The organism is Streptomyces sp. NPDC050287, from assembly GCF_044459385.1.
Taxonomy (GTDB): Bacteria; Actinomycetota; Actinomycetes; order Streptomycetales; family Streptomycetaceae; genus Streptomyces.
Window position 1 is genome coordinate 34,474 of sequence record NZ_JBITIY010000001.1, and the last position, 21,560, is coordinate 56,033.

23 protein-coding genes are annotated in these 21,560 nt (G+C 72.2%); 13 read left to right on the top strand and 10 right to left on the bottom strand.

The features are described 5' to 3' along the window. The first annotated feature begins 43 nt into the window (after positions 1-43). The 4 genes from ACIBK3_RS00180 to ACIBK3_RS00195 all read left to right on the top strand — a co-directional run bounded on the left by ACIBK3_RS00180 (position 44) and on the right by ACIBK3_RS00195 (position 5,925). Entirely contained in the window at positions 44-1,573 is a 1,530-nt protein-coding gene (locus ACIBK3_RS00180) for a S8 family peptidase (RefSeq protein ID WP_399360231.1), read from the top strand. Between the two features lie 109 nt (positions 1,574-1,682). Continuing rightward, positions 1,683-3,260 (top strand): S8 family peptidase, encoded by a 1,578-nt coding sequence (locus ACIBK3_RS00185; protein ID WP_399360233.1) that lies wholly within the window; start codon positions 1,683-1,685, stop codon positions 3,258-3,260. Positions 3,261-3,364: 104 nt separating this feature from the next. Continuing rightward, positions 3,365-4,792: a CoA transferase gene (locus ACIBK3_RS00190; RefSeq protein ID WP_399360236.1), complete on the top strand. Its 1,428-nt coding sequence runs from the start codon at positions 3,365-3,367 to the stop codon at positions 4,790-4,792. A gap of 125 nt (positions 4,793-4,917) precedes the next feature. Then, entirely contained in the window at positions 4,918-5,925 is a 1,008-nt protein-coding gene (locus ACIBK3_RS00195; protein ID WP_399360238.1) for a CopD family protein, read from the top strand. Positions 5,926-6,104: 179 nt separating this feature from the next. Here the strand turns inward: ACIBK3_RS00195 and ACIBK3_RS00200 are convergent, their stop codons facing one another. Beyond that, positions 6,105-6,815, bottom strand: a complete 711-nt coding sequence (locus ACIBK3_RS00200) for a VIT family protein (RefSeq protein ID WP_399360240.1) — start codon at positions 6,813-6,815, stop codon at positions 6,105-6,107. A gap of 225 nt (positions 6,816-7,040) precedes the next feature. On the opposite strand from ACIBK3_RS00200, the gene ACIBK3_RS00205 reads away from it, so the two are divergent. From ACIBK3_RS00205 to ACIBK3_RS00215, 3 genes are all read left to right on the top strand, one after another. Further along, complete coding sequence (locus ACIBK3_RS00205) at positions 7,041-8,081, top strand: DEDDh family exonuclease (RefSeq protein ID WP_399360242.1); 1,041 nt, start codon at positions 7,041-7,043, stop codon at positions 8,079-8,081. A 165-nt stretch (positions 8,082-8,246) separates the two neighbouring features. Further along, the gene (locus tag ACIBK3_RS00210; RefSeq protein WP_399360244.1) at positions 8,247-8,480 is read left to right on the top strand and encodes a hypothetical protein; all 234 of its coding nucleotides are present in this window, start codon (positions 8,247-8,249) and stop codon (positions 8,478-8,480) included. A 50-nt stretch (positions 8,481-8,530) separates the two neighbouring features. Next, positions 8,531-9,322, top strand: a complete 792-nt coding sequence (locus ACIBK3_RS00215; protein ID WP_399360246.1) for an SURF1 family protein — start codon at positions 8,531-8,533, stop codon at positions 9,320-9,322. A gap of 76 nt (positions 9,323-9,398) precedes the next feature. On the opposite strand, the gene ACIBK3_RS00220 is transcribed toward ACIBK3_RS00215, so the two are convergent. Next, positions 9,399-9,590 (bottom strand): YbdD/YjiX family protein, encoded by a 192-nt coding sequence (locus tag ACIBK3_RS00220; RefSeq protein ID WP_399360248.1) that lies wholly within the window; start codon positions 9,588-9,590, stop codon positions 9,399-9,401. Then, positions 9,587-11,740: a carbon starvation CstA family protein gene (locus tag ACIBK3_RS00225; protein WP_399360250.1), complete on the bottom strand. Its 2,154-nt coding sequence runs from the start codon at positions 11,738-11,740 to the stop codon at positions 9,587-9,589. The genes ACIBK3_RS00220 and ACIBK3_RS00225 overlap by 4 nt, the downstream gene beginning before the upstream one ends. 237 nt (positions 11,741-11,977) lie before the next feature. On the opposite strand from ACIBK3_RS00225, the gene ACIBK3_RS00230 reads away from it, so the two are divergent. The 5 genes from ACIBK3_RS00230 to ACIBK3_RS00250 are packed head-to-tail and all read left to right on the top strand — an operon-like array spanning position 11,978 to position 17,005. After that, complete coding sequence (locus ACIBK3_RS00230; protein ID WP_399360252.1) at positions 11,978-13,534, top strand: sodium:solute symporter; 1,557 nt, start codon at positions 11,978-11,980, stop codon at positions 13,532-13,534. 14 nt (positions 13,535-13,548) lie between these two features. Then, entirely contained in the window at positions 13,549-14,112 is a 564-nt protein-coding gene (locus ACIBK3_RS00235) for a sigma-70 family RNA polymerase sigma factor (protein ID WP_399362020.1), read from the top strand. Then, on the top strand, positions 14,109-14,423 hold the full coding sequence (locus tag ACIBK3_RS00240) for a hypothetical protein (RefSeq protein WP_399360253.1): 315 nt from the start codon (positions 14,109-14,111) through the stop codon (positions 14,421-14,423). Before ACIBK3_RS00235 ends, ACIBK3_RS00240 begins: the two co-directional genes overlap by 4 nt. Before the next feature lie 33 nt (positions 14,424-14,456). Next, positions 14,457-16,244, top strand: a complete 1,788-nt coding sequence (locus ACIBK3_RS00245) for a glycoside hydrolase family 15 protein (protein ID WP_399360255.1) — start codon at positions 14,457-14,459, stop codon at positions 16,242-16,244. 5 nt (positions 16,245-16,249) lie between these two features. After that, on the top strand, positions 16,250-17,005 hold the full coding sequence (locus ACIBK3_RS00250; protein WP_399360257.1) for an SDR family oxidoreductase: 756 nt from the start codon (positions 16,250-16,252) through the stop codon (positions 17,003-17,005). Between the two features lie 37 nt (positions 17,006-17,042). On the opposite strand, the gene amaP is transcribed toward ACIBK3_RS00250, so the two are convergent. Genes amaP through ACIBK3_RS00275 form a run of 5 tightly spaced genes read right to left on the bottom strand, consistent with a single transcriptional unit; the run spans position 17,043 to position 19,463 of the window. Then, on the bottom strand, positions 17,043-17,630 hold the full coding sequence (amaP, locus tag ACIBK3_RS00255) for an alkaline shock response membrane anchor protein AmaP (RefSeq protein ID WP_399360259.1): 588 nt from the start codon (positions 17,628-17,630) through the stop codon (positions 17,043-17,045). After that, positions 17,627-18,292: a DUF6286 domain-containing protein gene (locus ACIBK3_RS00260; RefSeq protein WP_399360261.1), complete on the bottom strand. Its 666-nt coding sequence runs from the start codon at positions 18,290-18,292 to the stop codon at positions 17,627-17,629. Before ACIBK3_RS00260 ends, amaP begins: the two co-directional genes overlap by 4 nt. Then, positions 18,289-18,753, bottom strand: coding sequence for an Asp23/Gls24 family envelope stress response protein (locus ACIBK3_RS00265; protein ID WP_399360263.1), 465 nt, complete (start codon positions 18,751-18,753; stop codon positions 18,289-18,291). The genes ACIBK3_RS00260 and ACIBK3_RS00265 overlap by 4 nt, the downstream gene beginning before the upstream one ends. Then, positions 18,750-18,944: a hypothetical protein gene (locus ACIBK3_RS00270; RefSeq protein ID WP_399360265.1), complete on the bottom strand. Its 195-nt coding sequence runs from the start codon at positions 18,942-18,944 to the stop codon at positions 18,750-18,752. The genes ACIBK3_RS00265 and ACIBK3_RS00270 overlap by 4 nt, the downstream gene beginning before the upstream one ends. A 36-nt stretch (positions 18,945-18,980) precedes the next feature. Continuing rightward, positions 18,981-19,463: an Asp23/Gls24 family envelope stress response protein gene (locus tag ACIBK3_RS00275; protein ID WP_399360267.1), complete on the bottom strand. Its 483-nt coding sequence runs from the start codon at positions 19,461-19,463 to the stop codon at positions 18,981-18,983. 87 nt (positions 19,464-19,550) lie between these two features. On the opposite strand from ACIBK3_RS00275, the gene ACIBK3_RS00280 reads away from it, so the two are divergent. Then, on the top strand, positions 19,551-20,267 hold the full coding sequence (locus tag ACIBK3_RS00280; protein WP_399360269.1) for a nucleopolyhedrovirus P10 family protein: 717 nt from the start codon (positions 19,551-19,553) through the stop codon (positions 20,265-20,267). A gap of 62 nt (positions 20,268-20,329) precedes the next feature. Here ACIBK3_RS00280 and ACIBK3_RS00285 read toward each other — a convergent pair whose 3' ends face one another. Together ACIBK3_RS00285 and ACIBK3_RS00290 are read right to left on the bottom strand one after the other, a co-directional pair. Beyond that, entirely contained in the window at positions 20,330-21,142 is an 813-nt protein-coding gene (locus tag ACIBK3_RS00285) for an enoyl-CoA hydratase/isomerase family protein (protein ID WP_399360271.1), read from the bottom strand. Between the two features lie 117 nt (positions 21,143-21,259). Then, the gene (locus ACIBK3_RS00290; protein WP_004002281.1) at positions 21,260-21,481 is read right to left on the bottom strand and encodes a helix-turn-helix domain-containing protein; all 222 of its coding nucleotides are present in this window, start codon (positions 21,479-21,481) and stop codon (positions 21,260-21,262) included. Between the last annotated feature and the right edge of the window lie 79 nt (positions 21,482-21,560).

Consider the following 21,560-nt stretch of genomic DNA (forward strand, 5'->3'; position numbering starts at 1 on the left):
TGTGCCTCGGGCCGGTTTCGTTTCCGGATGATGTGGAGACCCCATGCCTCATCTGCGTTCCAGACGCCGTCTCGCCCTCGCCGTGCCCCTTGTGCTGTCCCTGACGGCCTCGCTCGGCTTCCTTCCGGCGGCGGCGTCGGCCGCCCCGGGCGTGGAGAGCGCCGCGCCGACGGCGGACGCGCCGGCTCTGGCGTACGTCGTCAACACCCGAGTGGACCCCCGTGTCGTCGAGTCGGTGAAGCGGGCCGTCCAGGCGGCCGGCGGTACCGTGGTGACGGCGTACCCGAAGATCGGCGTGATCGTCGTCCACTCCTCGAACCCCGGCTTCGCCCAGGCGATACGGGCGGTGCGCGGCGTGCAGTCGGCGGGGGCCACCCGCACCACGCCGCTGACCTCCGCGGGGACGACGGACGAGGGCGCGGCCCGGTTCCTGTCGAAGGAGCAGGCCGCGAAGGTGGCGAACGCGTCCGCCGCCACGCCGGACAGCGAGCCCCTGGAGGCCGACCAGTGGGACCTCCGCGCGATCGGCGCCGACAAGGCCGCGAAGATCAACCCGGGCAGCCGCAAGGTGACGGTCGCCGTGATCGACACCGGTGTCGACGACACCCACCCCGACCTCGCCCCGAACTTCTCCGCCGCCCAGTCGGCCAACTGCGTCGGCGGCGTTCCGGACACCAGCGAGGGTGCCTGGCGCCCGTACACGGCGGAGGACTACCACGGCACGCACGTGGCCGGTGAGATCGCCGCGGCCCGCAACGGCATCGGCGTCGCCGGAGTCGCCCCCGGCGTCAAGGTCGCCGGCATCAAGGTGAGCGACCCGGACAACGGCCTCTTCTACCCCGAGAGCGTCGTGTGCGCCTTCGTGTTCGCCGCCGACCACGGCGTGGAGATCACCAACAACAGCTACTACGTCGATCCCTGGCTGTACAACTGCATGGACGATCCGGATCAGAAGGCGATCGTCGACGCGGTCAACAGGGCGCAGCTGTACGCCCAGAAGAAGGGCACGCTCAACCTGGCGTCGGCGGGCAACTCCAACCACGACCTGGACTCCGACGCGATCGTCGACGACACGAGCCCCGACGACTCCACGCCGGTGACGCGGACCGTCGACCCGCACGAGTGCTTCGACGTGCCGACCCAGCTGCCGGGTGTCGTCACGGTCAGCGCGACGGGCGTGCGGAACCTGAAGTCGTACTACTCCTCGTACGGCAAGGGCGTCGTCGACATCGCGGCGCCCGGCGGCGACCGGCGCTACCAGCTGCCGGACACGCCGTCGAAGGACGGCCGCATCCTGTCCACCATGCCGAACGGCCAGTACGCGTTCCTGCAGGGCACGTCGATGGCCTCGCCGCACGCCGCCGGTGTCGCCGCGCTGCTGAAGTCGAAGTACCCGTACGCCGGTCCGGCCCAGCTCCAGGCGCTGCTCAAGGCGCAGGCGGACAACCCCGGTTGCCCGGCCGCGTACGACCAGGACGGCGACGGCACACAGGACGCGGTGTGCGAGGGCGGCAGGCGCGTCAACGGCTTCTACGGGTTCGGCATCGTCAACGCGCTGCGCGCGGTGAAGTAGCCGCGTACCGCACGGCGTCCGGCCCTCTCCACGGCACCCCGGTGCCTTCTCGCTTCCCGCACGGACCGCCCATCTCTCGAATCCCCCGAACGACTGGAGACCCTGACACATGACAGCGCCTCACCCCCGCTACCGGCGCGCGATAACGATCCCGCTCGGTATGGCCACCGCCACGGCCCTGGCGTTCCTGCCCACGTCCACGGCGGCCGCGACGTCCGCGGCCGACGTGCCCGGGACCGTGGCCGGTGTCACCGGCGCCGTGAACGACATCCTCGCCTCGACGGGGACGGCCGACGCCACCGCCCTCAGCTATGTCGTCAACGTCCGTCCTGGGTACGGCCCTTCCGCGCACATCAAGAAGGCCATCACCGAGGCCGGCGGCACGATCGTGACGTCGTACGACCAGATCGGCGTCATCGTCGTCCACTCCTCGAACCCGGACTTCGCCAAGACCGTCCGCAAGGTGAAGGGCGTCGACTCGGCCGGCAACACGCGCAACGCGCCGCTGCCCGCGCAGTCGACGACCGACCTGGGGACGCCGAAGGCGCTCAGCGCCACGGAGGTCGCCGCCGCCGAGTCCAAGGCCGCCGCCGGGCAGGACCCGCTGGAGTCCCTGCAGTGGGACCTGCCGGCCATCAAGGCGGACAAGGCGCACGAGAAGTCGCTGGGCAGCAGCAAGGTGACGGTCGGTGTGATCGACACCGGTGTCGACGACACGCACCCGGACATCGCGCCCAACTTCGACCGGGCCGCCTCGGTCAACTGTGTGACGGGCAAGCCGGACACGGCCGACGGAGCGTGGCGGCCGAGCGCGGCGGAGAGCCCGCACGGAACGCACGTGGCCGGTGAGATCGCGGCCGCCAAGAACGGCGTCGGCATGACGGGCGTGGCGCCCGGCGTGAAGGTGGCCGGAATCAAGGTGGCGACCACCGACGGCTACTTCTACACCGAGGCCGTGGTCTGCGGCTTCATGTGGGCGGCCACCCACGGCGTCGACGTCACCAACAACAGTTATTACACCGACCCCTGGTACTTCAACTGCACCGACGACCCGGACCAGAAGGCGCTCGTGGACGCCGTGTCCCAGGCCTCGCGGTACGCGGAGAAGAAGGGCACGGTCAACGTGGCCGCGGCCGGCAACGAGAACTACGACCTCGCGGCCGACGAGATCACCGACCCGGTCTCCCCGAACGACGGCACGCCCTCGGACCGGGTGATCGACCCGTCGAAGTGCCTTGACATACCGACCCAGTTGCCGGGTGTCGTGACGGTCGCGGCGACCGGCGCCAAGGGCCTGAAGTCGTCGTTCTCCAACTACGGCCTGGGGATCATCGACATCGCCGCGCCCGGCGGCGACTCGACGGCCTACCAGAAGCCCGAGCCGCCCGCGACGAGCGGTCTGATCCTGGGCACGCTGCCCGGCGGCAAGTGGGGCTACATGGCCGGTACGTCGATGGCGAGCCCGCACGTGGCGGCCGTCGCCGCATTGATCAGGTCGACGCACCCGAACGCCTCGTCGGCCCTGGTGAAGGCGCTGCTGTACGCCGAGGCCGACGGCACGCCGTGCACGAAGCCGTACGACATCGACAGTGACGGCAAGGTCGACGCGGTGTGCGAGGGCTCGAAGAACCGCAACGGTTTCTACGGCTGGGGCATGGCGGACGCACTGGACGCCGTGACCAAGTAGCTCAACCCGCCACAGCCTGATCGACGTGGTTGAGCCGTGGACCTGGTTGACCTGGGCAGACACGGGCTCATCCGCTGGTTCGGTCCATACTGCATAGTGCGGTCATGACTGACATCGAGGTGGCCTGGTCCGAGCTGGGCGGCGATCCCGCACTGCTCTCCCGCGTGTCGACCGTCGTACGGGAGGGCGCTCTTCAGGGGCGCCTTCCCGTACGGGAGTTGGCGCGTGCCTGCGTCGGCGCCTGCGCGCTGGCCGCCGCCGAACTGGGGGCGCGGCGGGCCGGGCTCGCCGAGGTGCCGGCGGTGCGGGTGGACGACGGGGCCGTCGCGACCGCGTTCGTCAGTGAGCGGCATCTGCTGGTCGACGGCCGGGCACCGGTCACCTTCGCCCCGCTGTCCCGGTTCTGGCGGACGGCGGACGGATGGGTGCGTACGCACGCGAACTATCCGCATCACCGACAGCGGCTGCTCGCCGCCCTGGGGCTGCCCGAAGGGCGGGTCCCCTCCGTCGAGTCGGCGCTCGCCGAGCGGTCCGCCCTGGAGGTCGAGGAAGCCGTGTACGCGGCCGGCGGCCTCGCCGTGGCCCTGCGCACACCCGAGGAGTGGGCCGCGCACGCGCAGGGCGCCGCGGTGGCCGCACGTCCGCTGGTGGAGCGCGGGCGGCTGGACTCGGCGCCCGCTCGCGCGCTCGCGCCGATCACCCCCGGCGACGACGGCACTCCCCTGCTGCCCGCCGCCGGGCTGCGCGTCCTGGACCTGACGCGGGTCATCGCGGGCCCGGTCGCCACCCGCACCCTCGCCCTCCTGGGCGCGGACGTACTGCGTGTGGACGCCCCGCAGTCGCCCGAACTCCCCGACCAGCACGCCGACACGGGCTTCGGGAAGCGGTCGGCGGCCCTCGATCTCGCGGCCGGCCGCCGGACCTTCGAGGAGTTGCTCGCGGCGGCGGACGTGGTCGTCACCGGCTACCGCCCGGGCGCGCTGGACCGGTTCGGGCTGTCGGCCGAGGCGCTGGCCGAGCGGCGGCCCGGGGTGGTCGTGGCGCAACTGTCGGCGTGGGGCGCGTACGGGCCCTGGGCCGGGCGGCGCGGGTTCGACAGCCTGGTGCAGGTGGCCACCGGGATCGCGGCGGTCGAAGGATCCCCGCAGCAGCCCGGTGCCCTGCCGGCGCAGGCGCTGGACCACGGGACGGGGTACCTGCTCGCCGCCGCGGTGCTGCGGACGCTGACCGAGCAGTCGTACGAGGGCGGCAGCAGGGTCGTACGGCTGGCGCTCGCGCGAACGGCGCGGTGGCTGATGCACGGCGTCGGGCACGGCCGGACCGGCGGGACGGCGTACGACGAGGCGGGCGGGACGGCGTCCGAGGGGATGGGAGGCAGGGCGTACGACGGGGCCCGGCCCTGGCTGGCCGAGGCGGACAGTGTGCTGGGGCGGCTGCGGTACGCGCGCTCGCCGCTCTCCTTCGCGGGCGGACCACTCGACTGGACGCGCCAGCCGGGCCCCTGGGGGACGGACGCACCGTGCTGGAGCTGAGTCATGGAGCGGTCGGAAACCGTACTCACCCAGGGGGATCGCGCCGGATTTATGGGCGGAACGTCGTTCCTCCAGTTGTTTTCCTGGACTTGCCCCGTTCTGTGATAGCTGGTGAAGATCGTGAGGTGACGTTGATACGACCGACCTCCGAGGTGGCCGACCCGATCGGTCCCAGACCACGCCCCGGCACGGGCCGGGCCGTCGTCGTTCTTGTCCTGGTGGTCCTGGGCGCGCTGATCCCGCTGCTCGGGCCGTCCGCCGCACTGCACGGCACCGGCGAGGCATCCCCGCCCGGCGCGGGCGGCATCGCGCTCCTGCGCACGGTGCTGTTCGCGGCGTTCAGTGTCCCGCTGGGCGAACTGTTCGCGCGCCGGCTGGCGGACGCGGTGTCGGTCGCCACCCCGACCGCGCCCCGCAGTTGGGCTCCGTACGCTGCCTGCGCCGGTTTCCTCGCGGCCCTCGGACTCGCGTCGGTCGCGGCGACCGGCAACCTGGTGCCGGACAGCGTCACCGCGATCGACATCGGCGGCCTGTACGAGTCCCGTGCGGGCAAACTCGCCCTGGTGGAGGTCAACGCCTTCCTCGCGGTCGGCCTGTGCGCCCTCTCGCGCCGCCCCGCCACCCAGGTCTGGCCGCTGGCCGCGGTGGTCGTGGCGGAAGCCCTGCGAGCGCATCCCCCGACCGAGACGAGACCGCTGCTCGGTTCCGGCCTGACACTGGTGCACCTGACCTGCGCGGCACTGTGGACGGGCGGCCTGCTGTCCGTGCTGCGCACCCTGCGGCTGTGGCGCTCTCCCGAGATGGGCGCGGCGCTGCTCGGGCTGTACGCGCGCCTTGCTGCCGTTCTGCTCGCCGCCATCACGGCGAGCGGGCTGACGAGTTCGCTGCGCCGCATGCCGGCGGGCACGATCCTGGATCAGCTGACGACGACGGCGTACGGACGCACCCTGCTCGCCAAGGTGCTCCTGGTGGCCGTCGTCGCCCTGCTCGCCCTCTGGGCGCGGATCCGGCTGCGCCGCGCCACCGACCCGCTGACCGCCTGCGCACCCGCGCGCGCGGAGATCGTCGCCCTGGGGCTGGTGGTCGCGGTGTCGGGGCTGCTGACCGCGATGCCGCTGCCCATCAGATGGTGAACTTCAGGTCGCCGGGTTCCAGGGGTGAACTTCAGGTGGCGCGTTTTCCAGGGGTGAACTTCAGGTGGCGCGTTTCCAGGGGTGAACTTCAGGTGGCGCGTTTCCAGGGGTGAACTTCAGGTAGCGCGTTTCCAGTGGTGAACTTCAGGTGGCGCGTTTCCACGAGGTGAGCGTCGCAGTCACACCCCCGCCGCGCCCAGCAGCCGTCCCGCCGCGTAGGTCACCGCCATCGCCAGCGCCCCGCCCGCCACGTTCCGCAGCATCGCCCGGCCCGGTCCGGCCGCCCCCAGCCGGGCGCTGCTCCAGCCGGTCAGGGTGAGCGCGGCGAGGACCGACACCACGGTGACCGGCACCCGCCAGTCCGAGGGCGGCAGGACGATCGCCAGCAGCGGCAGCAACGCCCCGACGGTGAACGCCAGGAAGCTCGCCCAGGCCGCGTGCCACGGGTTGGTGAGGTCGTCGGGATCGATACCGAGCTCCACGCGCGCGTGCGCCCTCAGCGCGTCCCGTTCCGTCAGCTGCTCGGCCGCGTCCCGGGCCACCTCCCGGGTGAGCCCCCGTTCCTCCAGCAACTCGGTCAGCTCCTCCAGTTCGGCCTCGGGCTGCTCCCGCAACTCCCGCCTCTCCAGCGCCAGGGCGGCCTTCTCGGTGTCGCGCTGGGTGGACACGGACACGTACTCCCCCGCCGCCATCGACATGGAGCCGGCCAGCAGGCCCGCCAGGCCGGCCGTGAGCAGCGTGGAGCGATCCGCCGTCGCGCCGGCCACGCCGACGACCAGACCGGCGGTGGAGACGATGCCGTCGTTCGCGCCCAGGACCGCCGCGCGCAGCCAGTTGAGGCGGGCGCCGAGCGCTTGGCCGTGGGCCTCGTCATGAGTGGGTTCGGTCACACCCGGAGGATCGCATCCCCTGGGTCGGGCGGTCACTACCGACGCGGACGGCCCGTACCGACGAAGGGCGGGCGTCGAGGAGTGAAATGTCACTCCCGCAAAGGCACTTCGGCACGCGGACGGTTACGCGGCTGTCATCGACGCTCGAACACGCGGACGGCGCACGGCACCTGACGGACGGGTACGGGACGGCGCTGTCAGTCGGGGCCCGTATCCTCAGGGACCATGCTCGAAGACCTCACGACCGCAGCGCCCTCCGCCACGGGGTGGCCGGCCGCGTATCCGCCGGGATACGCGGTCGTTGACGTGGAGACCACCGGCCTGGCCCGCGACGACCGGATAATCTCCGCGGCCGTCTACCGCCTGGACGCGCGCGGCGAGGTCGAGGACCACTGGTACACGCTCGTCAACCCGGAGCGCGACCCGGGCCCGGTGTGGATCCACGGTCTGACGAGCGACGTACTGGAAGGCGCGCCCCTCTTCACGGAGATCGCCGAGGAGTTCTCGTCCCGTCTCGACGGGCGGGTGCTCGTCGCGCACAACGCGGTCTTCGACTGGCAGATGATCGCGCGGGAGTACGCGCGCGCGGAGCGCGAGGCGCCGGTGCGGCAGCGGCTGTGCACCATCGCGCTGTCCAAGGAGCTGGGCCTGCCGCTGCCCAACCACAAGCTGGAGACCCTGGCGGCGCACTTCGGCGTCGTCCAGCAGCGGGCGCACCACGCGCTGGACGACGCGCGGGTGCTGGCGGAGGCGTTCCGGCCGAGCCTGAGGGCAGCGGCCGATGGCGGCGTCCGGCTGCCGTTGCACGAGTGCCGGCCGCTGACCGAGTGGTCGGACCGGCCGACGCCCCGGATCGGGCAGCAGGCGGGCTCGGGCGGCGGCTACGGCGGCTCGGGCGGCAGCTACCGCGGTTCGGGCGGCTACGGTGGCTACCGGCCCGGCAGTTGGCGTCCCGCCCGTAAGAGGCCCGCGTGCCCCTACCCCAACCCGGGCCGCTACGAAGACGGCAAACCGCTCAAACAGGGCATGCGGATCGCGTTCTCCGGGGACACGTCAGTCGAGCGGGACCTCCTGGAGGACCGCGCGACCGAGGCCGGACTCCACGTGGCCACCAGCGTCTCCCGGCTCACCAGCCTGCTCGTCACCAACGACCCGGAATCGGGCACGTCGAAGGTGGTCAAGGCCCGCCAGTTCGGCACCCCGGTGGTCGACGAGGCCGCCTTCGGGCAGCTGCTCAGAGATGTCGAGCCGGCCGCGGAGCAGTGACCGTACGGAGGGCGACCCGCGGCCGTGCGACGCCCCGCAGCGACCGCACAGAGGCCGGACCCGCGGCCGTGCGACGCCCGGAGTGACCGTACGGACGGGTGATTGCCGGGCGACTCGCCCGGCGGCGGCTCGCCCGCGCGGTACCGACGGCTCACCCTGTGGCGCATGGCGACATGTGAAGTGTGCGGCAACCACTACGGAATGACCTTCGAAATTCACGCCCAGGGCGCGGTGCATGTCTTTGACTGCTTCTCCTGTGCGATCCACCGCATGGCACCCATCTGCGAGCACTGCCGGGTGCAGATCATCGGCCAGGGCGTCGAGGTCGAGGGTCACTGGTACTGCGGCGCCCACTGCGCCCGCGCGGAGGGAAGGGTGGGCATCGTCGACAAGGTCTGAAGCGGCCCCCCACCGCCGTGCACCCCACGACCGAGTTGTACGGTCGTGGGGTGTACCGCTTCCTTCTGTCCCGGCAGTGGGTGATCCTCACGCTGGTCGCCCTCCTTCTCATCCCCACGATGATCAGGCTGGGCATCTGGCAGATGCACCGCTACGAGGAGCGCAGCGCCCGCAACCAGCTGGTCGCCGACGCGCTGTCCTCGAAGCCGGTGCCCGTGGAGACTCTGACGTCCCCCGGGCACACGGTCACCACGAAGGACCGGTACCACAACGTGTCCGCGAAGGGCCGCTTCGACACCGACGACGAGGTCGTCGTCCGCCGCCGCACCAACTCCGACGACGAGGTCGGCTACCACGTCCTGACCCCGTTCGTCCTCGACGACGGCAAGGTCCTGCTCGTGAACCGGGGCTGGATCCCCGCGAACGGCCCGAGCCAGACCGCGTTCCCCGAGATCCCCGCGCCGCCGCGCGGCGAGATCACCGTCACCGGGCGGCTGATGCCCGACGAGACGACCGCGGCGAGCGGCATCAAGAACCTCAAGGGACTGCCGGACCGGCAGGTCATGCTGATCAACAGCGAGCAGGAGGCCCGCCGCCTCGGTGCCGAGGTGCTCGGCGGCTACATCGCGCAGACGACACCCGAACCGAAGGGCGACGTCCCCGAGCTGGTGGGCAGGCCCGGCAACGAGGACGCCGCACTGAACTACGCGTACGCCATCCAGTGGTGGCTGTTCTCCGCCGCGGTCCCGGTCGGCTGGGTGATCCTGGTCCGGCGCGAGCTGCGCGACCGCCGGGAGGCCGCCGACCAGCCGAGCGAGGAGCCCGCACCGGCCGCGGTGTGACGCCCCTCGACCCGGCGCCGCCCGGACTCCTCACTCCGGCACCCGAGCACCACGAACCCCCAGCGGCATCAGCTCCTCAGCAGCACCGCCCCTCGGGCCGCCCCTCCCTCCGCGCCGCGCGCAGCACCTCGTACTCCCGCCGGGTCGGTGCCGGAACCCCCGGATGCCGGCGCCGGTGCCGCTCGCAGTGGCGGTCGTACTCCGCCTCCCCGGTCAGCTCGCGCAGATACCAGCGCACGGCCCGGACCCAGCGCACAGCACTCCTCATGTCCGGGCCTCCGCGAGCGGCTCGGCCGGCTCCGGGGCGGCGCCGATACGGGACTCGACGTACGGCGCCTCGGTGAGCGGCAGGCCGCCCGGCGTGCGGAGCGCCCGTACGCACACCACCGCCGCGTTGCCGATCACCACGGCCACCAGCAGCAGGAACAGGGCGATGAGCACACCGTCGACGGCGGAGTTGGTGACGACGGTGTGCATGTCGTCGAGGGTCTTGGCGGGCGGCAGGACCTGGCCGGCGTCGAGGGCGTCGGCGTACCGGGTGCGCTGGGCGAAGAAACCGACCCTGGGGTCGTCGGAGAAGATCTTCTGCCAGCCCGCGGTGAAGGTGATCGCGACCACCCAGGCCAGCGGAGCGCCCGTCACCCAGGCCCAGCGCAACCGCCCGGACTTGATCAGTACGGTCGTGCAGAGGGCCAGGGCGATGGCGGCGAGGAGCTGGTTGGCGATGCCGAACAGCGGGAAGAGCTGGTTGATCCCGCCGAGCGGGTCGGTGGCGCCGGAGTGCAGGAAGTAGCCCCAGGCGGCGACGACCAGGCCGCTGCACAGCCAGATGCCGGGCTTCCAGTTGACCCGGCCCAGGGGCTTGAAGACGTTGCCGAGCATGTCCTGGAGCATGAAGCGTCCGACCCTGGTGCCCGCGTCGACCGTGGTCAGGATGAACAGCGCCTCGAACATGATCGCGAAGTGGTACCAGAACGCCTTCATCGCGGTGCCGCCGAGGATCCCGGAGAAGATCTCCGACATGCCGACGGCGAGGGTCGGCGCGCCGCCGGAGCGGGCGATCAGGGTCTGCTCCTCGACCGCCTTGGCCGCCTGGGTGAGCTGGTCGGGGGTGATGGCGAAGCCGAGGCCGGCCACCGCGTGGGACGCGGACTGGGCCGTCGTACCGAGAAGTCCGGCGGGGGCGTTCATCGCGTAGTACAGGCCCGGTTCCAGGGTGGCCGCCGCGATCAGCGCCATGATCGCGACGAAGGACTCCATCAGCATCGCGCCGTAGCCGATCAGCCGGACCTGGGACTCCTTCTGGATCAGTTTCGGGGTGGTGCCGGAGGCGACCAGGGCGTGGAAGCCGGACAGGGCACCGCAGGCGATCGTGATGAACAGGAACGGGAAGAGCGAGCCCGCGAAGACCGGCCCCGCGCCCGAGGTGGCGAAGTCGCTCACCGCGTCCGCCCGCAGCACCGGCGCGGCGACCACGACGCCCACCGCGAGCAGCGCGATGGTGCCGATCTTCATGAAGGTGGACAGGTAGTCGCGCGGCGCCAGCAGCATCCACACGGGCAGGACGGAGGCGACGAAGCCGTAGCCGATCAGGCAGAAGACGAGGGTCGTCGGGCTCAGGGTGAAGGCGCCGGCCAGTGAGGAGTTCTGCACCCAGCTGCCACCGGCGATGGCGAGCAGCAGCAGCGCCACACCGATGAGGCTCGTCTCGACGACCCGGCCGGGGCGGATGCGGTGCAGCCAGAAGCCCATGAACAGGGCGATGGGGACGGTCATCGCGACCGAGAAGGTGCCCCACGGGGAGTGGGCGAGGGCGTTGACGACGACCAGCGCCAGCACCCCCAACAGGATGATCATGATGGCGAACACGGCGATCAGGGCCGCGGTCCCGCCCGCCCGGCCGATCTCCTCGCGGGCCATCTGCCCGAGCGACGTGCCGTCCCGGCGCATCGACAGGAACAGCACGACCATGTCCTGCACCGCCCCGGCGAAGATCACCCCGGCGACGATCCAGAGCGTTCCGGGCAGGTATCCCATCTGGGCCGCGAGGACCGGTCCCACCAGCGGGCCGGCACCCGCGATCGCGGCGAAGTGGTGGCCGAGCAGCACCCGGCGGTCGGTGGGGTGGAAGTCGACGCCGTCCTCGAGGCGTTCGGCCGGGGTGGCCCGGCTGTCGTCCGGCTTCAGTACCCGGCGGGCGATGAAGCGGGAGTAGAAGCGGTAGGCGATGGCATACGAGCCGAGCGCGGCCACCACCAGCCAGACCGCGGAGATCCGCTCCCCCCGGGCCAGTGCGAGGACGCCCCAGGCGACGGCGCCGAGCAGGGCGACGGCGGCCCACAACAGGATCGACCGTGGTGACATACGTGATTTTTCCGGCACCGGTCGGCCGGTTTCGGGCAGGACGGACGTAGGCATGGCGACTCCTGGCTCAAACGCGGGATGAAAGGTCTCGACAGCTCGCAAAGGCACGCTGATCAGCGGTCGCGACGCCCGAGGGGTCCCGCTCGCTGTCGGTCTGTGCAAGAGTTGCCCACCCGCCGGAACCGGTTGACAGCGAATGTCCAGAAGATTTCCCGCCGGTTCCCTGTCCTCCGATCGGGCCACCCGCGCAACTCTCCCCTGAGGGCACAGGCACACCAAGGACGGTGACCCATGGCCGACGGCGCCATGACCGCGACGTTCCTCGCCGTGATCGGCGGGGCGTCGCTGCTCGCCGTCACCGCGCGGCGCCTGCGGCCCAGCGACCGGCTGCCCTCCCTGGAGGGCTGGGCGCTGGCCGACCGCAGCCTCGGCCCGGTGTGGACCTGGCTGCTGCTGGGCGGCACGATCTTCACCGCGTACACCTTCACGGCCGTCCCGGGCCTGGCGTACGGCAACGGGGCGCCCGCCTTCTTCGCGGTGCCGTACACGGTGATGCTCTGCCCGCTCGCCTTCGTCCTGCTCAGCCGGCTGTGGACGGTCGCCCGTCGGCACGGGTACGTCACCGCCGCCGACTTCGTGCGCGGACGGTACGGGTCGCCGCCGCTGGCCCTGGTGGTCGCGCTGACCGGGATCCTCGCGACGATGCCGTATCTGGCACTCCAACTGCTCGGTATACGAGCGGTGTTGACGGCCGGGGGCGTGTACCCGAGGGGGGCGTCCGGGGATCTGGTGATGGTGGCGCTGTTCGCGGGACTCGCGGTGGCCACCTACCGGCACGGGCTGCGGGCGCCCGCGGTCATCTCCGCGCTGAAGGCGGTGGCCGTCTTCGTCTCGCTCACCGCCGTGTGCTGGCTGGTGCTGCGGCGGCTCGGCGGACCGGGTGCCGTGTTCGACGGTGCGGCCCGGCGGTTGGGCGGCACGGACGTGGCCCACTCCCCCCTGCTCCTGTCCCCGCACCAGCAGCCCGCGTACGCCACCCTCGCGCTGGGCTCCGCGCTGGCCCTGCTGATGTACCCGCACGTGCTGACCGCCGGGTTCGCCGCCGACGGGCCGCGCACCCTGCGCAAGGTCTCCGTGGCGCTGCCCGCCTGGACCGGCCTGCTCGCCCTGTTCGGCTTCCTCGGCATCGCGGCCCTCGCGGCGGGCGTGCGGGCGCCGAAGGGCGGCGCCGAGTCCGCCGTACCGATGCTCGTCGACCGGCTGATGCCCGCGCCGCTGGCCGGACTGGTGTTCGCCGCGATCACCGTGGGCGCGCTGGTCCCGGCCGCCGTGATGTCGATCGCCGCGGCGACGAGCTTCGTACGGAACGTGTACGTCGAGTACGTCCATCCGACGGCCACGCCCAAGCGGCAGGTGCGCATCGCCAAGGCGGTCTCCCTGACCGCGAAGGTGGGCGCGGTCGCGTTCGTGTTCGGGCTGCGCGACCAGGACGCCGTCAATCTCCAGCTGCTGGGCGGGGTGTGGATCCTGCAGATCTTCCCGGCCGTGGCCGTGGGGCTGTTCACCGGGCGGCTGCATCCGCGGGCGCTGCTCGCCGGGTGGGCCGTGGGCATGGTGGCCGGGACCGTCATGGTCGTGCGCGAGGGGTTCTCGTCCATCGTGACCCTGGGCTTCGGACCGCTGGAGATCTACGCCGGGCTCGCCGCCCTGCTGCTGAACCTGACCGTCGCGGTGGCCGGCACCGCCACTCTCGAACGCCTCGGCGTCCCGCGCGGCGCCGACCTCACCGATCTGCCGTCCCGCCTGACCGTCAGGCGACGCCCCGAGACGGGAGCGAACAACCCGTGAGACGCACAGACCCGATTCCCGTGCAGGAACCGTTCGTCGGACAGCCGGCTCTCGCGCCCGTGGTGAGCGACCCGGCCGACCTGGAGCGCGAGGCCGGTCTCGCCCGCCTGTTCGAGCTGCACTATTCCTCGATGCTGCGGCTCGCCGTGCTGCTCGGCGCCGACGACCCGGAGAACGTGGTGGCCGAGGCGTACTACCAGATCTACCGCAAGTGGCGGCGGCTGCGGGACATCGAGGCGGCGGAGGCCTATCTGCGCTCCACGGTGTGCAATCTGACCCGGATGCGGATACGTCACCTTCAGGTCGCCCGCAAGCATGTGGAGAACCCGCCGGCCCTGCCGGACGAGGTCGTCGCCTCCGCTGAGAGCGCCGCGCTGCTCCGCGACGACCAGCGTGTCCTGATCGACGCGCTCCAGCACCTGCCGGCCCGCCAGCGCGAGGCACTCGTGCTGCGGCACTGGCTCGGGCTGAAGGAGGGCGAGATCGCCGCCGCGATGGGCATCTCCTGCGGTTCGGTGAAGACGCACACGGCACGCGGCCTGGCCGCGCTCACCCAGGCGATGGAGGCCCGGCGATGACGCACCGAGATGCGACTGAGTCGCGTGGCACCGGTCCAGGCCGCACGGAACGGGAGTTGGAGAAGGCGCTTCAGGCGCTGGCCGGCGGGGTGACGCCCGCTCCGGACGCCTACCGCACGGCACGCGGCGAGTGGCTGCGCCGGGAACGCCGGCGACGGCTCGTGCTCGGCGTGCTGATCGCCGTCGTCTTCACCCTGGCCACGCTGATCGGCCTGTGGGTGCTGAACCAGACACCGTCGGACCCCGGGGTGATCTTCTCGGGGGCGGGCGGCGGCACCCCGCACGCGTCACTCGCCCGGCCCCTGCCCTGATTGCCCCTTCGGCCCGCCGGGAACCCGCACTGCGTGCAGCCCCGCATCGAGGACTACGCCCTCATCGGCGACGAACAGACCGCTGCCCTGGTCGGCCGGGACGGCTCCGTCGACTGGCTGTGCCTGCCCCGCTTCGACTCGGCCGCCTGCTTCGCCAAGCTCCTCGGCGACGAGGAGAACGGCCACTGGCGGATCGCGCCCAAGGGCGTTCAGGGCCCCTGCACCCGGCGCGCCTACCGCCCCGGCACCCTCGTCCTCGACACCGAGTGGGAGACCGCTCAGGGCAGCGTGCGGGTCACCGACCTGATGCCGCAGCGTGACCGCGCCCCCGACCTGGTACGCGTCGTGGAAGGGCTCAGCGGCGAGGTCACCGTGCGCAGCACCCTGCGGCTGCGGTTCGACTACGGCACGGTCGTGCCGTGGGTGCGCCGGTCCGACGGGCATCGGGTGGCCGTCGCGGGGCCCGACTCGACGTGGCTGCGCAGCGAGCCCGCGGTGCCCACCTGGGGCGAGGACTTCGGCACCCACTCGCAGTTCACGGTCGCCGCGGGCGAGAAGGTCGCCTTCGTGCTCACCTGGCACCCCTCGCACGAGCCGCGCCCACCGCTCGTCGACCCGTACGAGGTGCTGGAGTCCAGCGTCGCCGACTGGCAGGCGTGGGTGTCCCGGTGCCGCTATCACGGTCCGCACCGGGACGCCGTCGTGCGTTCCCTGATCACCCTCAAGGCGCTCACCTACGCGCCCACCGGCGGCATCGTGGCCGCCGCGACCACCTCGCTGCCCGAGGAGATGGGCGGGGTGCGCAACTGGGACTACCGCTACTGCTGGCTACGCGACTCCACCCTCACCCTGGGCGCCCTGCTGTCCTGCGGCTACCAGGAGGAGGCCGAGGCCTGGCGGAACTGGCTGCTGCGCGCGGTCGCCGGCGACCCGGCGGACCTGCAGATCATGTACGGGCTCGCGGGAGAACGCCGGCTGCCCGAGTTCGAGGTGCCGTGGCTGTCCGGCTTCGCCGGCTCCAGGCCCGTACGCATCGGCAACGAAGCCGTGAACCAGCTCCAACTGGACGTGTACGGAGAGGTCATGGACTCGCTGTCGCTGGCGCGGGCGGCGGGCCTTTCGCCCGAGGGAGACATGTGGGCGTTGCAGAGCGCCCTGATGAAGTACCTGGAGTCGGCCTGGCGGCAGCCCGACGAGGGACTGTGGGAGGTGCGCGGGGGCCGCCGCCACTTCGTCCACTCCAAGGTGATGGTGTGGGTGGCCGCCGACCGTGCCGTGCGCACCCTGGAGGCGAACCCGACGCTGCGCGGCGACCTCGACGGCTGGCGCGCGATGCGCGAGGAAGTGCACCGGGCGGTCTGCGACAAGGGCTACGACCCCGGGCGCAACACCTTCACCCAGTACTACGGCTCCCGCGAACTCGACGCTTCCCTGCTGCTCATCCCCCGCGTCGGCTTCCTCCCGCCCGACGACCCGCGCGTGATCGGCACCGTCGACGCGATCCGCGACGAACTGGGCCACAGCGGCTTCGTACGCCGCTACAGCACCGTGGAGAGCGACGTCGACGGGCTGCCGGGCGACGAGGGGACCTTCCTCGCGTGCTCGTTCTGGCTGGCGGACGCCCTGCACATGACGGGCCGCACGAAGGAGGCACGCGAGCTGTTCGAACGGCTGGTGGACCTGGGCAACGACGTGGGGCTGCTGTCCGAGGAGTACGATCCCGTGGCGGGCGCCCTGCTCGGCAACGTGCCGCAGGCGTTCAGCCACATCGGCCTGGTGAACACCGCCCTCGCCCTGTTCGGGGGCGAAGGGGCAGGATAGGGGCCATGGATCTTGGACTGAAGGACCGGGTGTACGTCGTCACCGGGGCCACCCGCGGCCTCGGCAACGCCGCGGCGCGTGAGCTCGTCGCGGACGGGGCGAAGGTGGTCGTCACGGGGCGGGACGAGAAGAACGTCGCCGACGCGGCGGCCGGGCTGGGGCCGAACGCCGTGGGGCTGGCCGCGGACAACGCCGACCCGGCTTCGGCGGCCCGGCTGATCGCTGCCGCGCGGGAGCACTTCGACGGCTTCGACGGCGTGCTGATCAGCGTCGGAGGGCCCGCGCCGGGGTTCGTCGCCGACAACACGGACGAACAGTGGCAGGCGGCGTTCGAGTCGGTGTTCCTGGGGGCGGTACGCCTCGCGCGGGCGGCGGCGAGCGAGTTGGAGGCCGGCGGTGTCATCGGGTTCGTGCTGTCCGGGTCGGTGCACGAGCCGATCCCGGGGCTGACGATCTCGAACGGGCTGCGGCCGGGGCTGGCCGGGTTCGCGAAGTCGCTGGCGGACGAGTTGGGGCCGCGGGGGATCCGGGTGGTCGGGTTGCTGCCGGCGCGGATCGACACGGACCGGGTGCGCGAGCTGGACGGGCTGTCCGCGGATCCGGAGGCCACCCGGGCACAGAACGAGTCGCGGATTCCGTTGCGGCGGTACGGGAGGCCCGAGGAGTTCGGACGGACGGCCGCCTTCCTGCTGTCGCCGGCCGCTTCCTATCTGACGGGGATCATGGTCCCGGTCGACGGCGGGATGCGGCACGGGTTCTGACACCGGGTCGGGTCCGGGCTCCGCGGGTGGGTCCGGGTCAAGTGACCCTTTCCCCCCGGTGCTTGACGGCCGTCATCCTGACCTCCGCCGGGAGTGACGCCAGGCCCGCCGAATCGCGGGCGTGGGTCAGGGCTCCGGCCGTGAAGTCGTGCAGAGCCGTCCCGGGATCCACATACGGCTCCAGCTGGAGGCGTACCCGGGTCTCGGGGGCCGTCGGGCGGCCGGTGAGGTGGGCCCGGGCGTGGGACACGCCGTCCACGTCGGCCGACTGACTCGTCAGGACGCTCTCCAGGGCACGCCCCCGCAGCAGGGCGCCCTCCCCGTCGCCGGTGTCGACCAGTACCTCGGACAGGCGGCTGCGGCGCAGTACCGCCGTCAGCCACCACAGGGCGAGCAGCACGAGCACGGCGAGAACGGCGAGGACGGTCGGCCACCACCAGCCGGCGTCCCGCCAGCGCGTGCGCTCGGCGTCGGAGAGCAGCACGTCGTGCCGCCCCTGGTGGATCCACCAGGACGGCGACGGGGCGCCCAGCCCCACGGCGAGGACGGAGCCGCCGAGGAACAGCAGGACGAGGCCGACGGCTGTGAGCAGTACGCGGTTGACGGTCCTGAGCACCGTCCTCACCCCTTCCGTCCGGGCCGTGCCACACGCACCGTCAGCGCGGGCGGGCGGTCCAGCCCGAGTCCGTCGGCGGCCTCCCGGAGTGTGCCCTCCAAGTCCGCCTTCACGTCGTCCAGTTCGCGGAAGTGGCAGAGCGCGCGGACGTCCACCCGGGCGCGGCGCACCCGTACCCGTGCCGACCGCACGCCCGCGACGTCCATCGCCCGGTCGCGCAGCGTCAGGGCGGCCGCGGCCCGGTGGAGTCCGGCGCGGACGTCCCGGTGGGGGCGCCGCATCGGCAGCACGGACCGCAGGCCGGGGGTGAGGGCCAGGACGATCAGCCACAGGCCGAGGGCCGCGGTGACGCCCGCGCCGACCAGCACCCAGGTGTCGTCCAAGGGCCGCTCGGCGAGCTGCCGGGCCAGCTCCCGTCGCCAGGACAGGGCGTCCCGGTGGGCCCGTACGGCGGCGACGTCGTACAGGAAGGCTCCCGCGACGACCAGGAGCAGCAGTGCCACGATCCCCGCGGGGGCCCTGCGCGCCGACCAGAAACGGCCGCTGCCGCCCGCGTCGCCCGTCTCGTCGTCGAGCACAGGCGGAGCCTCGTACTCCCCGCCTGTGCCGGCCGCCTTCTCGATGACCGGCAGTCGCTGTGTGGTGCCCTCAAAGCCCTGGGGCTCGCTCATCGCGTCCTCCCCTGTACCACGCCGTGCGCCGTTGCCGGATGCAGCCGCTCCACTTGGACGGCGACCTCCGGCACCTCCATGCCCACCAACGCGCCTACCCGCTCCACCACATGCCGACGCACCCGACCGCACCGGGCGCCGATGTCGGTGGGGTAGTCGAGTTCGATGTGCACACGAACGCGGGCGGTGCCGACGGGGATCTCCCCACTCGGACGACGTGAGGAGTGGCGGAGGACGACGACGTCGGCGTGCGGACGCGCGGCCTCGTCAGGCAGCTCGCCGAGCGCCTCGCGCGCCGCCTGTCCGGCGATCTTCGCGACGACCCGGTCGGCGATCCGGGTGGCGCCGCGCTCGCCCGGCGGGACGACGGCCAGGGCTCCGTGCGGCTCGCCCGCCCCGCCGTTCACGGTGCTGCCGCTCCTGGTCCCGCCGCTCACGTCATCACTGCTCACGGGCGTCATCGCCGCCGGTCACGTCGGTCTTCACGGGTACGGAACAAGTCGCCGAGCTCCAGGTCCCCCTCCAGCAACCGGCCGACGACGAATCCGACCGCGCCCAGGGCGGCGACCAGCAGGAAGGCGCCGAACCCGCCGAAATACCCGGCGAAGCCCAGCGCCATGCCGGCGATCAGGCCGACCACGGCCATGCTCATGGTGAGTCCACTCCGTTCGGTTGTCGGTCCGGTGGGTCACTGGAGCCGGGATTCCGGTTCCTCGTCCGCTTCCTCGGGCAGCTTCACATCGCTCACCGCGATGTTGACCTCCACGACTTCCAGGGCGGTCATCCGCTCCACCGCCGCGATGACGTTCTCCCGCACGGCCTGGGCCACATCGGCGATCGCCACGCCGTAGTCGACGACGATCTCCAGGTCGAGCGCGGTCTGCACCTCGCCGACCTCGACCTTGACCCCGCGCGTCACCGACTTCGCCCCGCCCGGCACCCGGTCCCGGACCGCCCCGAAGGTGCGGCTCAGCCCACTGCCCATCGCGTACACCCCGACGACCTCCCGGGCGGCCATTCCGGCGATCTTCTCCACGACCCCGTCGGCAATGGTCGTCCGCCCCCTGGTTGCCGGGTCCCCTCCACCGCGCTTGATGTTCTTGCGAGTCTGGACCGGCGGCTCGAACTCACCCTCGGCGTTCTGCGTCCGGTTCTGCGTCATGTCGCTCATCGCCGTACGTCCCTTCCGCTTTGTCCCCTTCGACCACCGTAAGCGGGGTTGCGGGATACCGCGCCAGGGATGCGGCAGGCTGGAGCAATGACAGCGGAACAGTGGACGCGAGCGGTACGGGAGCAGCTGCGGCTCGGCAGACTTCTGCCCCTCGGGGGAGTCCGCGACGGCGCGTGGATCTCGGAGGAGGCGGCCGGCGCGGTGCTGCGGCGCGCGGCCGACGGCATGCGGGACGTACGGCTGGACCGATTGCGGATCGGGCACGCCGATTCCGGGGACGCGCACGAGTTCGCCGTACCACCGCCGCCGAGCGCGCTGGCGCCCGGACCGCTGCGGGTGACCGCGGAGTGCGCGGCTACGGCGGCCCGGCCGCTGCCCGCGACGGCCGAGCGGCTGCGCGCGGTACTGGCGGCCGCGGCGGAAGGCCTCGGCCTGGTGGTGACGGAGGTGGATCTGCGGGTGACGGACCTGCTGGACGCCGACGAGAAGCCTGAGGCCCTTCCCGTACGACCGCCGGAGCCGGCCGCGGCCGAGCCCGGCGAGGACGCCGACGCGGAACTGGCGGGTGCGGCGGCCCTGACCGTGCCGGGCGTGGCTCACCTGACCGGCACGCTGGGCCGGGCGGTGCACATCGAGGAACGGCAGCGGGGCGACGCCGCCCTGCCCCGCCGTCATGTCCGGGTGGAACTGGCGGTGCGCGCGGACCACCGGGCAGTGGATGTGGCCCGGGAGGTCCGCGTGCGGGTGCGGCAGGTGCTGCCGGACCATCCGACGGTGGGAGTACTGGTGACCACTGTCCGGTGAGTACGGTCGGTCAGCTCGGTGAGGCCGGTGGGACCGGTGCGATGTGTGTGTCGCCTGCGGACCTACTCGCCGACGCCCGCCAGGTCCCGCAGGCGTCGGGCCTGTGCGGCGCGTTCCGCGGTGCGCTGTGCCTCGTAGTCGCGGTCCTGGGCGCCGCGCAGCAGGGCCTTGGTCTCGATCACCGCGTCCCGGGGCGCGGCGAGGAGCGCCGAGGCGAGGTCGTGTACCGCGTCCCCGAGCTGGTCCGCGGGCACCGCGACATTCGCCAGGCCGGTGCTCACGGCCTCCTCGGCGTGCACGAACCGCCCGGTCGCGCAGATCTCCAGCGCGCGGGCGTATCCGACGAGTCCCACCAGCGGATGTGTGCCGGTGAGGTCCGGTACCAGTCCGAGGCTGGTCTCGCGCATGGCGAACTGCACGTCGTCGGCGACGACGCGCAGGTCACAGGCGAGCGCGAGCTGGAAGCCCGCCCCGATGGCATGCCCCTGCACCGCTGCGATGGACACGATGTCGCTCCGTCGCCACCAGGTGAAACCCTCCTGGTATCCGGCGATGGCAGCGTCCAGCTCGGCGTCGGTGCCCCGTGCGAGGTCGATGAACGACGGTTCGCCGTCGAAGCCCTCGGGGGTGAACGCCTGCCGGTCGAGTCCGGCGGAGAAGGACTTGCCCTCGGCACGCAGCACCACGACCCGGACGGAGCCCGGCAGGAGCCGCCCGGCTTCGGCCAACGCCCGCCACAGAGCGGGATGTTGGGCGTTTCGCTTGGCCGGGTTGGTCAGCGTCACCGTGGCGATCGCGTCGTCGACGGTGAGCCGTACGCCGTCCTGGTCGAGTGCGGGAGCTTCGGGAGCTACGTCCTGGTCGGGCGAAGCCATGGGGCGCCTCCGATGAGTGCGGTCAACAGAGCGATGCTAAGTGACTGCACAGTAACCACCCGGCCGGTCAACCGACCGACCGGGTGGCCACCATCGAAGCCGATGGGCCGCCCGGGTTCAGGACGAAGCGGCCTTCTTGCCCCGCGTCGCCCCGCCACGCCCACGGAGCGTGACACCCGATTCGCTGAGCATCCGGTGTACGAAGCCATACGAGCGGCCGGTTTCCTCGGCCAGTGCTCGGATGCTCGCACCGGAGTCGTACTTCTTCTTCAGGTCTGCCGCGAGCTTGTCGCGCGCGGCGCCGGTTACCCGGCTGCCCTTCTTCAGAGTCTCGGCCACCCGTGCCTCCTCATGGGAAGTGCGCTCTGGTCTCCTCATGATCACCCCTCCGGGCCGACATGGCCACCCATTCGGCAAG

Excerpts from the sequence above, each read along its gene's own strand:
- ACIBK3_RS00180 (WP_399360231.1), top strand. The coding sequence starts at position 44 with ATGCCTCATCTGCGTTCCAGACGCCGTCTCGCCCTCGCCGTGCCCCTT.
- ACIBK3_RS00185 (WP_399360233.1), top strand. The coding sequence starts at position 1,683 with ATGACAGCGCCTCACCCCCGCTACCGGCGCGCGATAACGATCCCGCTC.
- ACIBK3_RS00190 (WP_399360236.1), top strand. The coding sequence starts at position 3,365 with ATGACTGACATCGAGGTGGCCTGGTCCGAGCTGGGCGGCGATCCCGCA.
- ACIBK3_RS00205 (WP_399360242.1), top strand. The coding sequence starts at position 7,041 with ATGCTCGAAGACCTCACGACCGCAGCGCCCTCCGCCACGGGGTGGCCG.
- ACIBK3_RS00210 (WP_399360244.1), top strand. The coding sequence starts at position 8,247 with ATGGCGACATGTGAAGTGTGCGGCAACCACTACGGAATGACCTTCGAA.
- ACIBK3_RS00220 (WP_399360248.1), bottom strand. The coding sequence starts at position 9,590 with ATGAGGAGTGCTGTGCGCTGGGTCCGGGCCGTGCGCTGGTATCTGCGC.
- ACIBK3_RS00225 (WP_399360250.1), bottom strand. The coding sequence starts at position 11,740 with ATGCCTACGTCCGTCCTGCCCGAAACCGGCCGACCGGTGCCGGAAAAA.
- ACIBK3_RS00230 (WP_399360252.1), top strand. The coding sequence starts at position 11,978 with ATGGCCGACGGCGCCATGACCGCGACGTTCCTCGCCGTGATCGGCGGG.
- ACIBK3_RS00240 (WP_399360253.1), top strand. The coding sequence starts at position 14,109 with ATGACGCACCGAGATGCGACTGAGTCGCGTGGCACCGGTCCAGGCCGC.
- ACIBK3_RS00250 (WP_399360257.1), top strand. The coding sequence starts at position 16,250 with ATGGATCTTGGACTGAAGGACCGGGTGTACGTCGTCACCGGGGCCACC.
- ACIBK3_RS00260 (WP_399360261.1), bottom strand. The coding sequence starts at position 18,292 with ATGAGCGAGCCCCAGGGCTTTGAGGGCACCACACAGCGACTGCCGGTC.
- ACIBK3_RS00265 (WP_399360263.1), bottom strand. The coding sequence starts at position 18,753 with ATGACGCCCGTGAGCAGTGATGACGTGAGCGGCGGGACCAGGAGCGGC.
- ACIBK3_RS00270 (WP_399360265.1), bottom strand. The coding sequence starts at position 18,944 with ATGAGCATGGCCGTGGTCGGCCTGATCGCCGGCATGGCGCTGGGCTTC.
- ACIBK3_RS00275 (WP_399360267.1), bottom strand. The coding sequence starts at position 19,463 with ATGAGCGACATGACGCAGAACCGGACGCAGAACGCCGAGGGTGAGTTC.
- ACIBK3_RS00280 (WP_399360269.1), top strand. The coding sequence starts at position 19,551 with ATGACAGCGGAACAGTGGACGCGAGCGGTACGGGAGCAGCTGCGGCTC.
- ACIBK3_RS00285 (WP_399360271.1), bottom strand. The coding sequence starts at position 21,142 with ATGGCTTCGCCCGACCAGGACGTAGCTCCCGAAGCTCCCGCACTCGAC.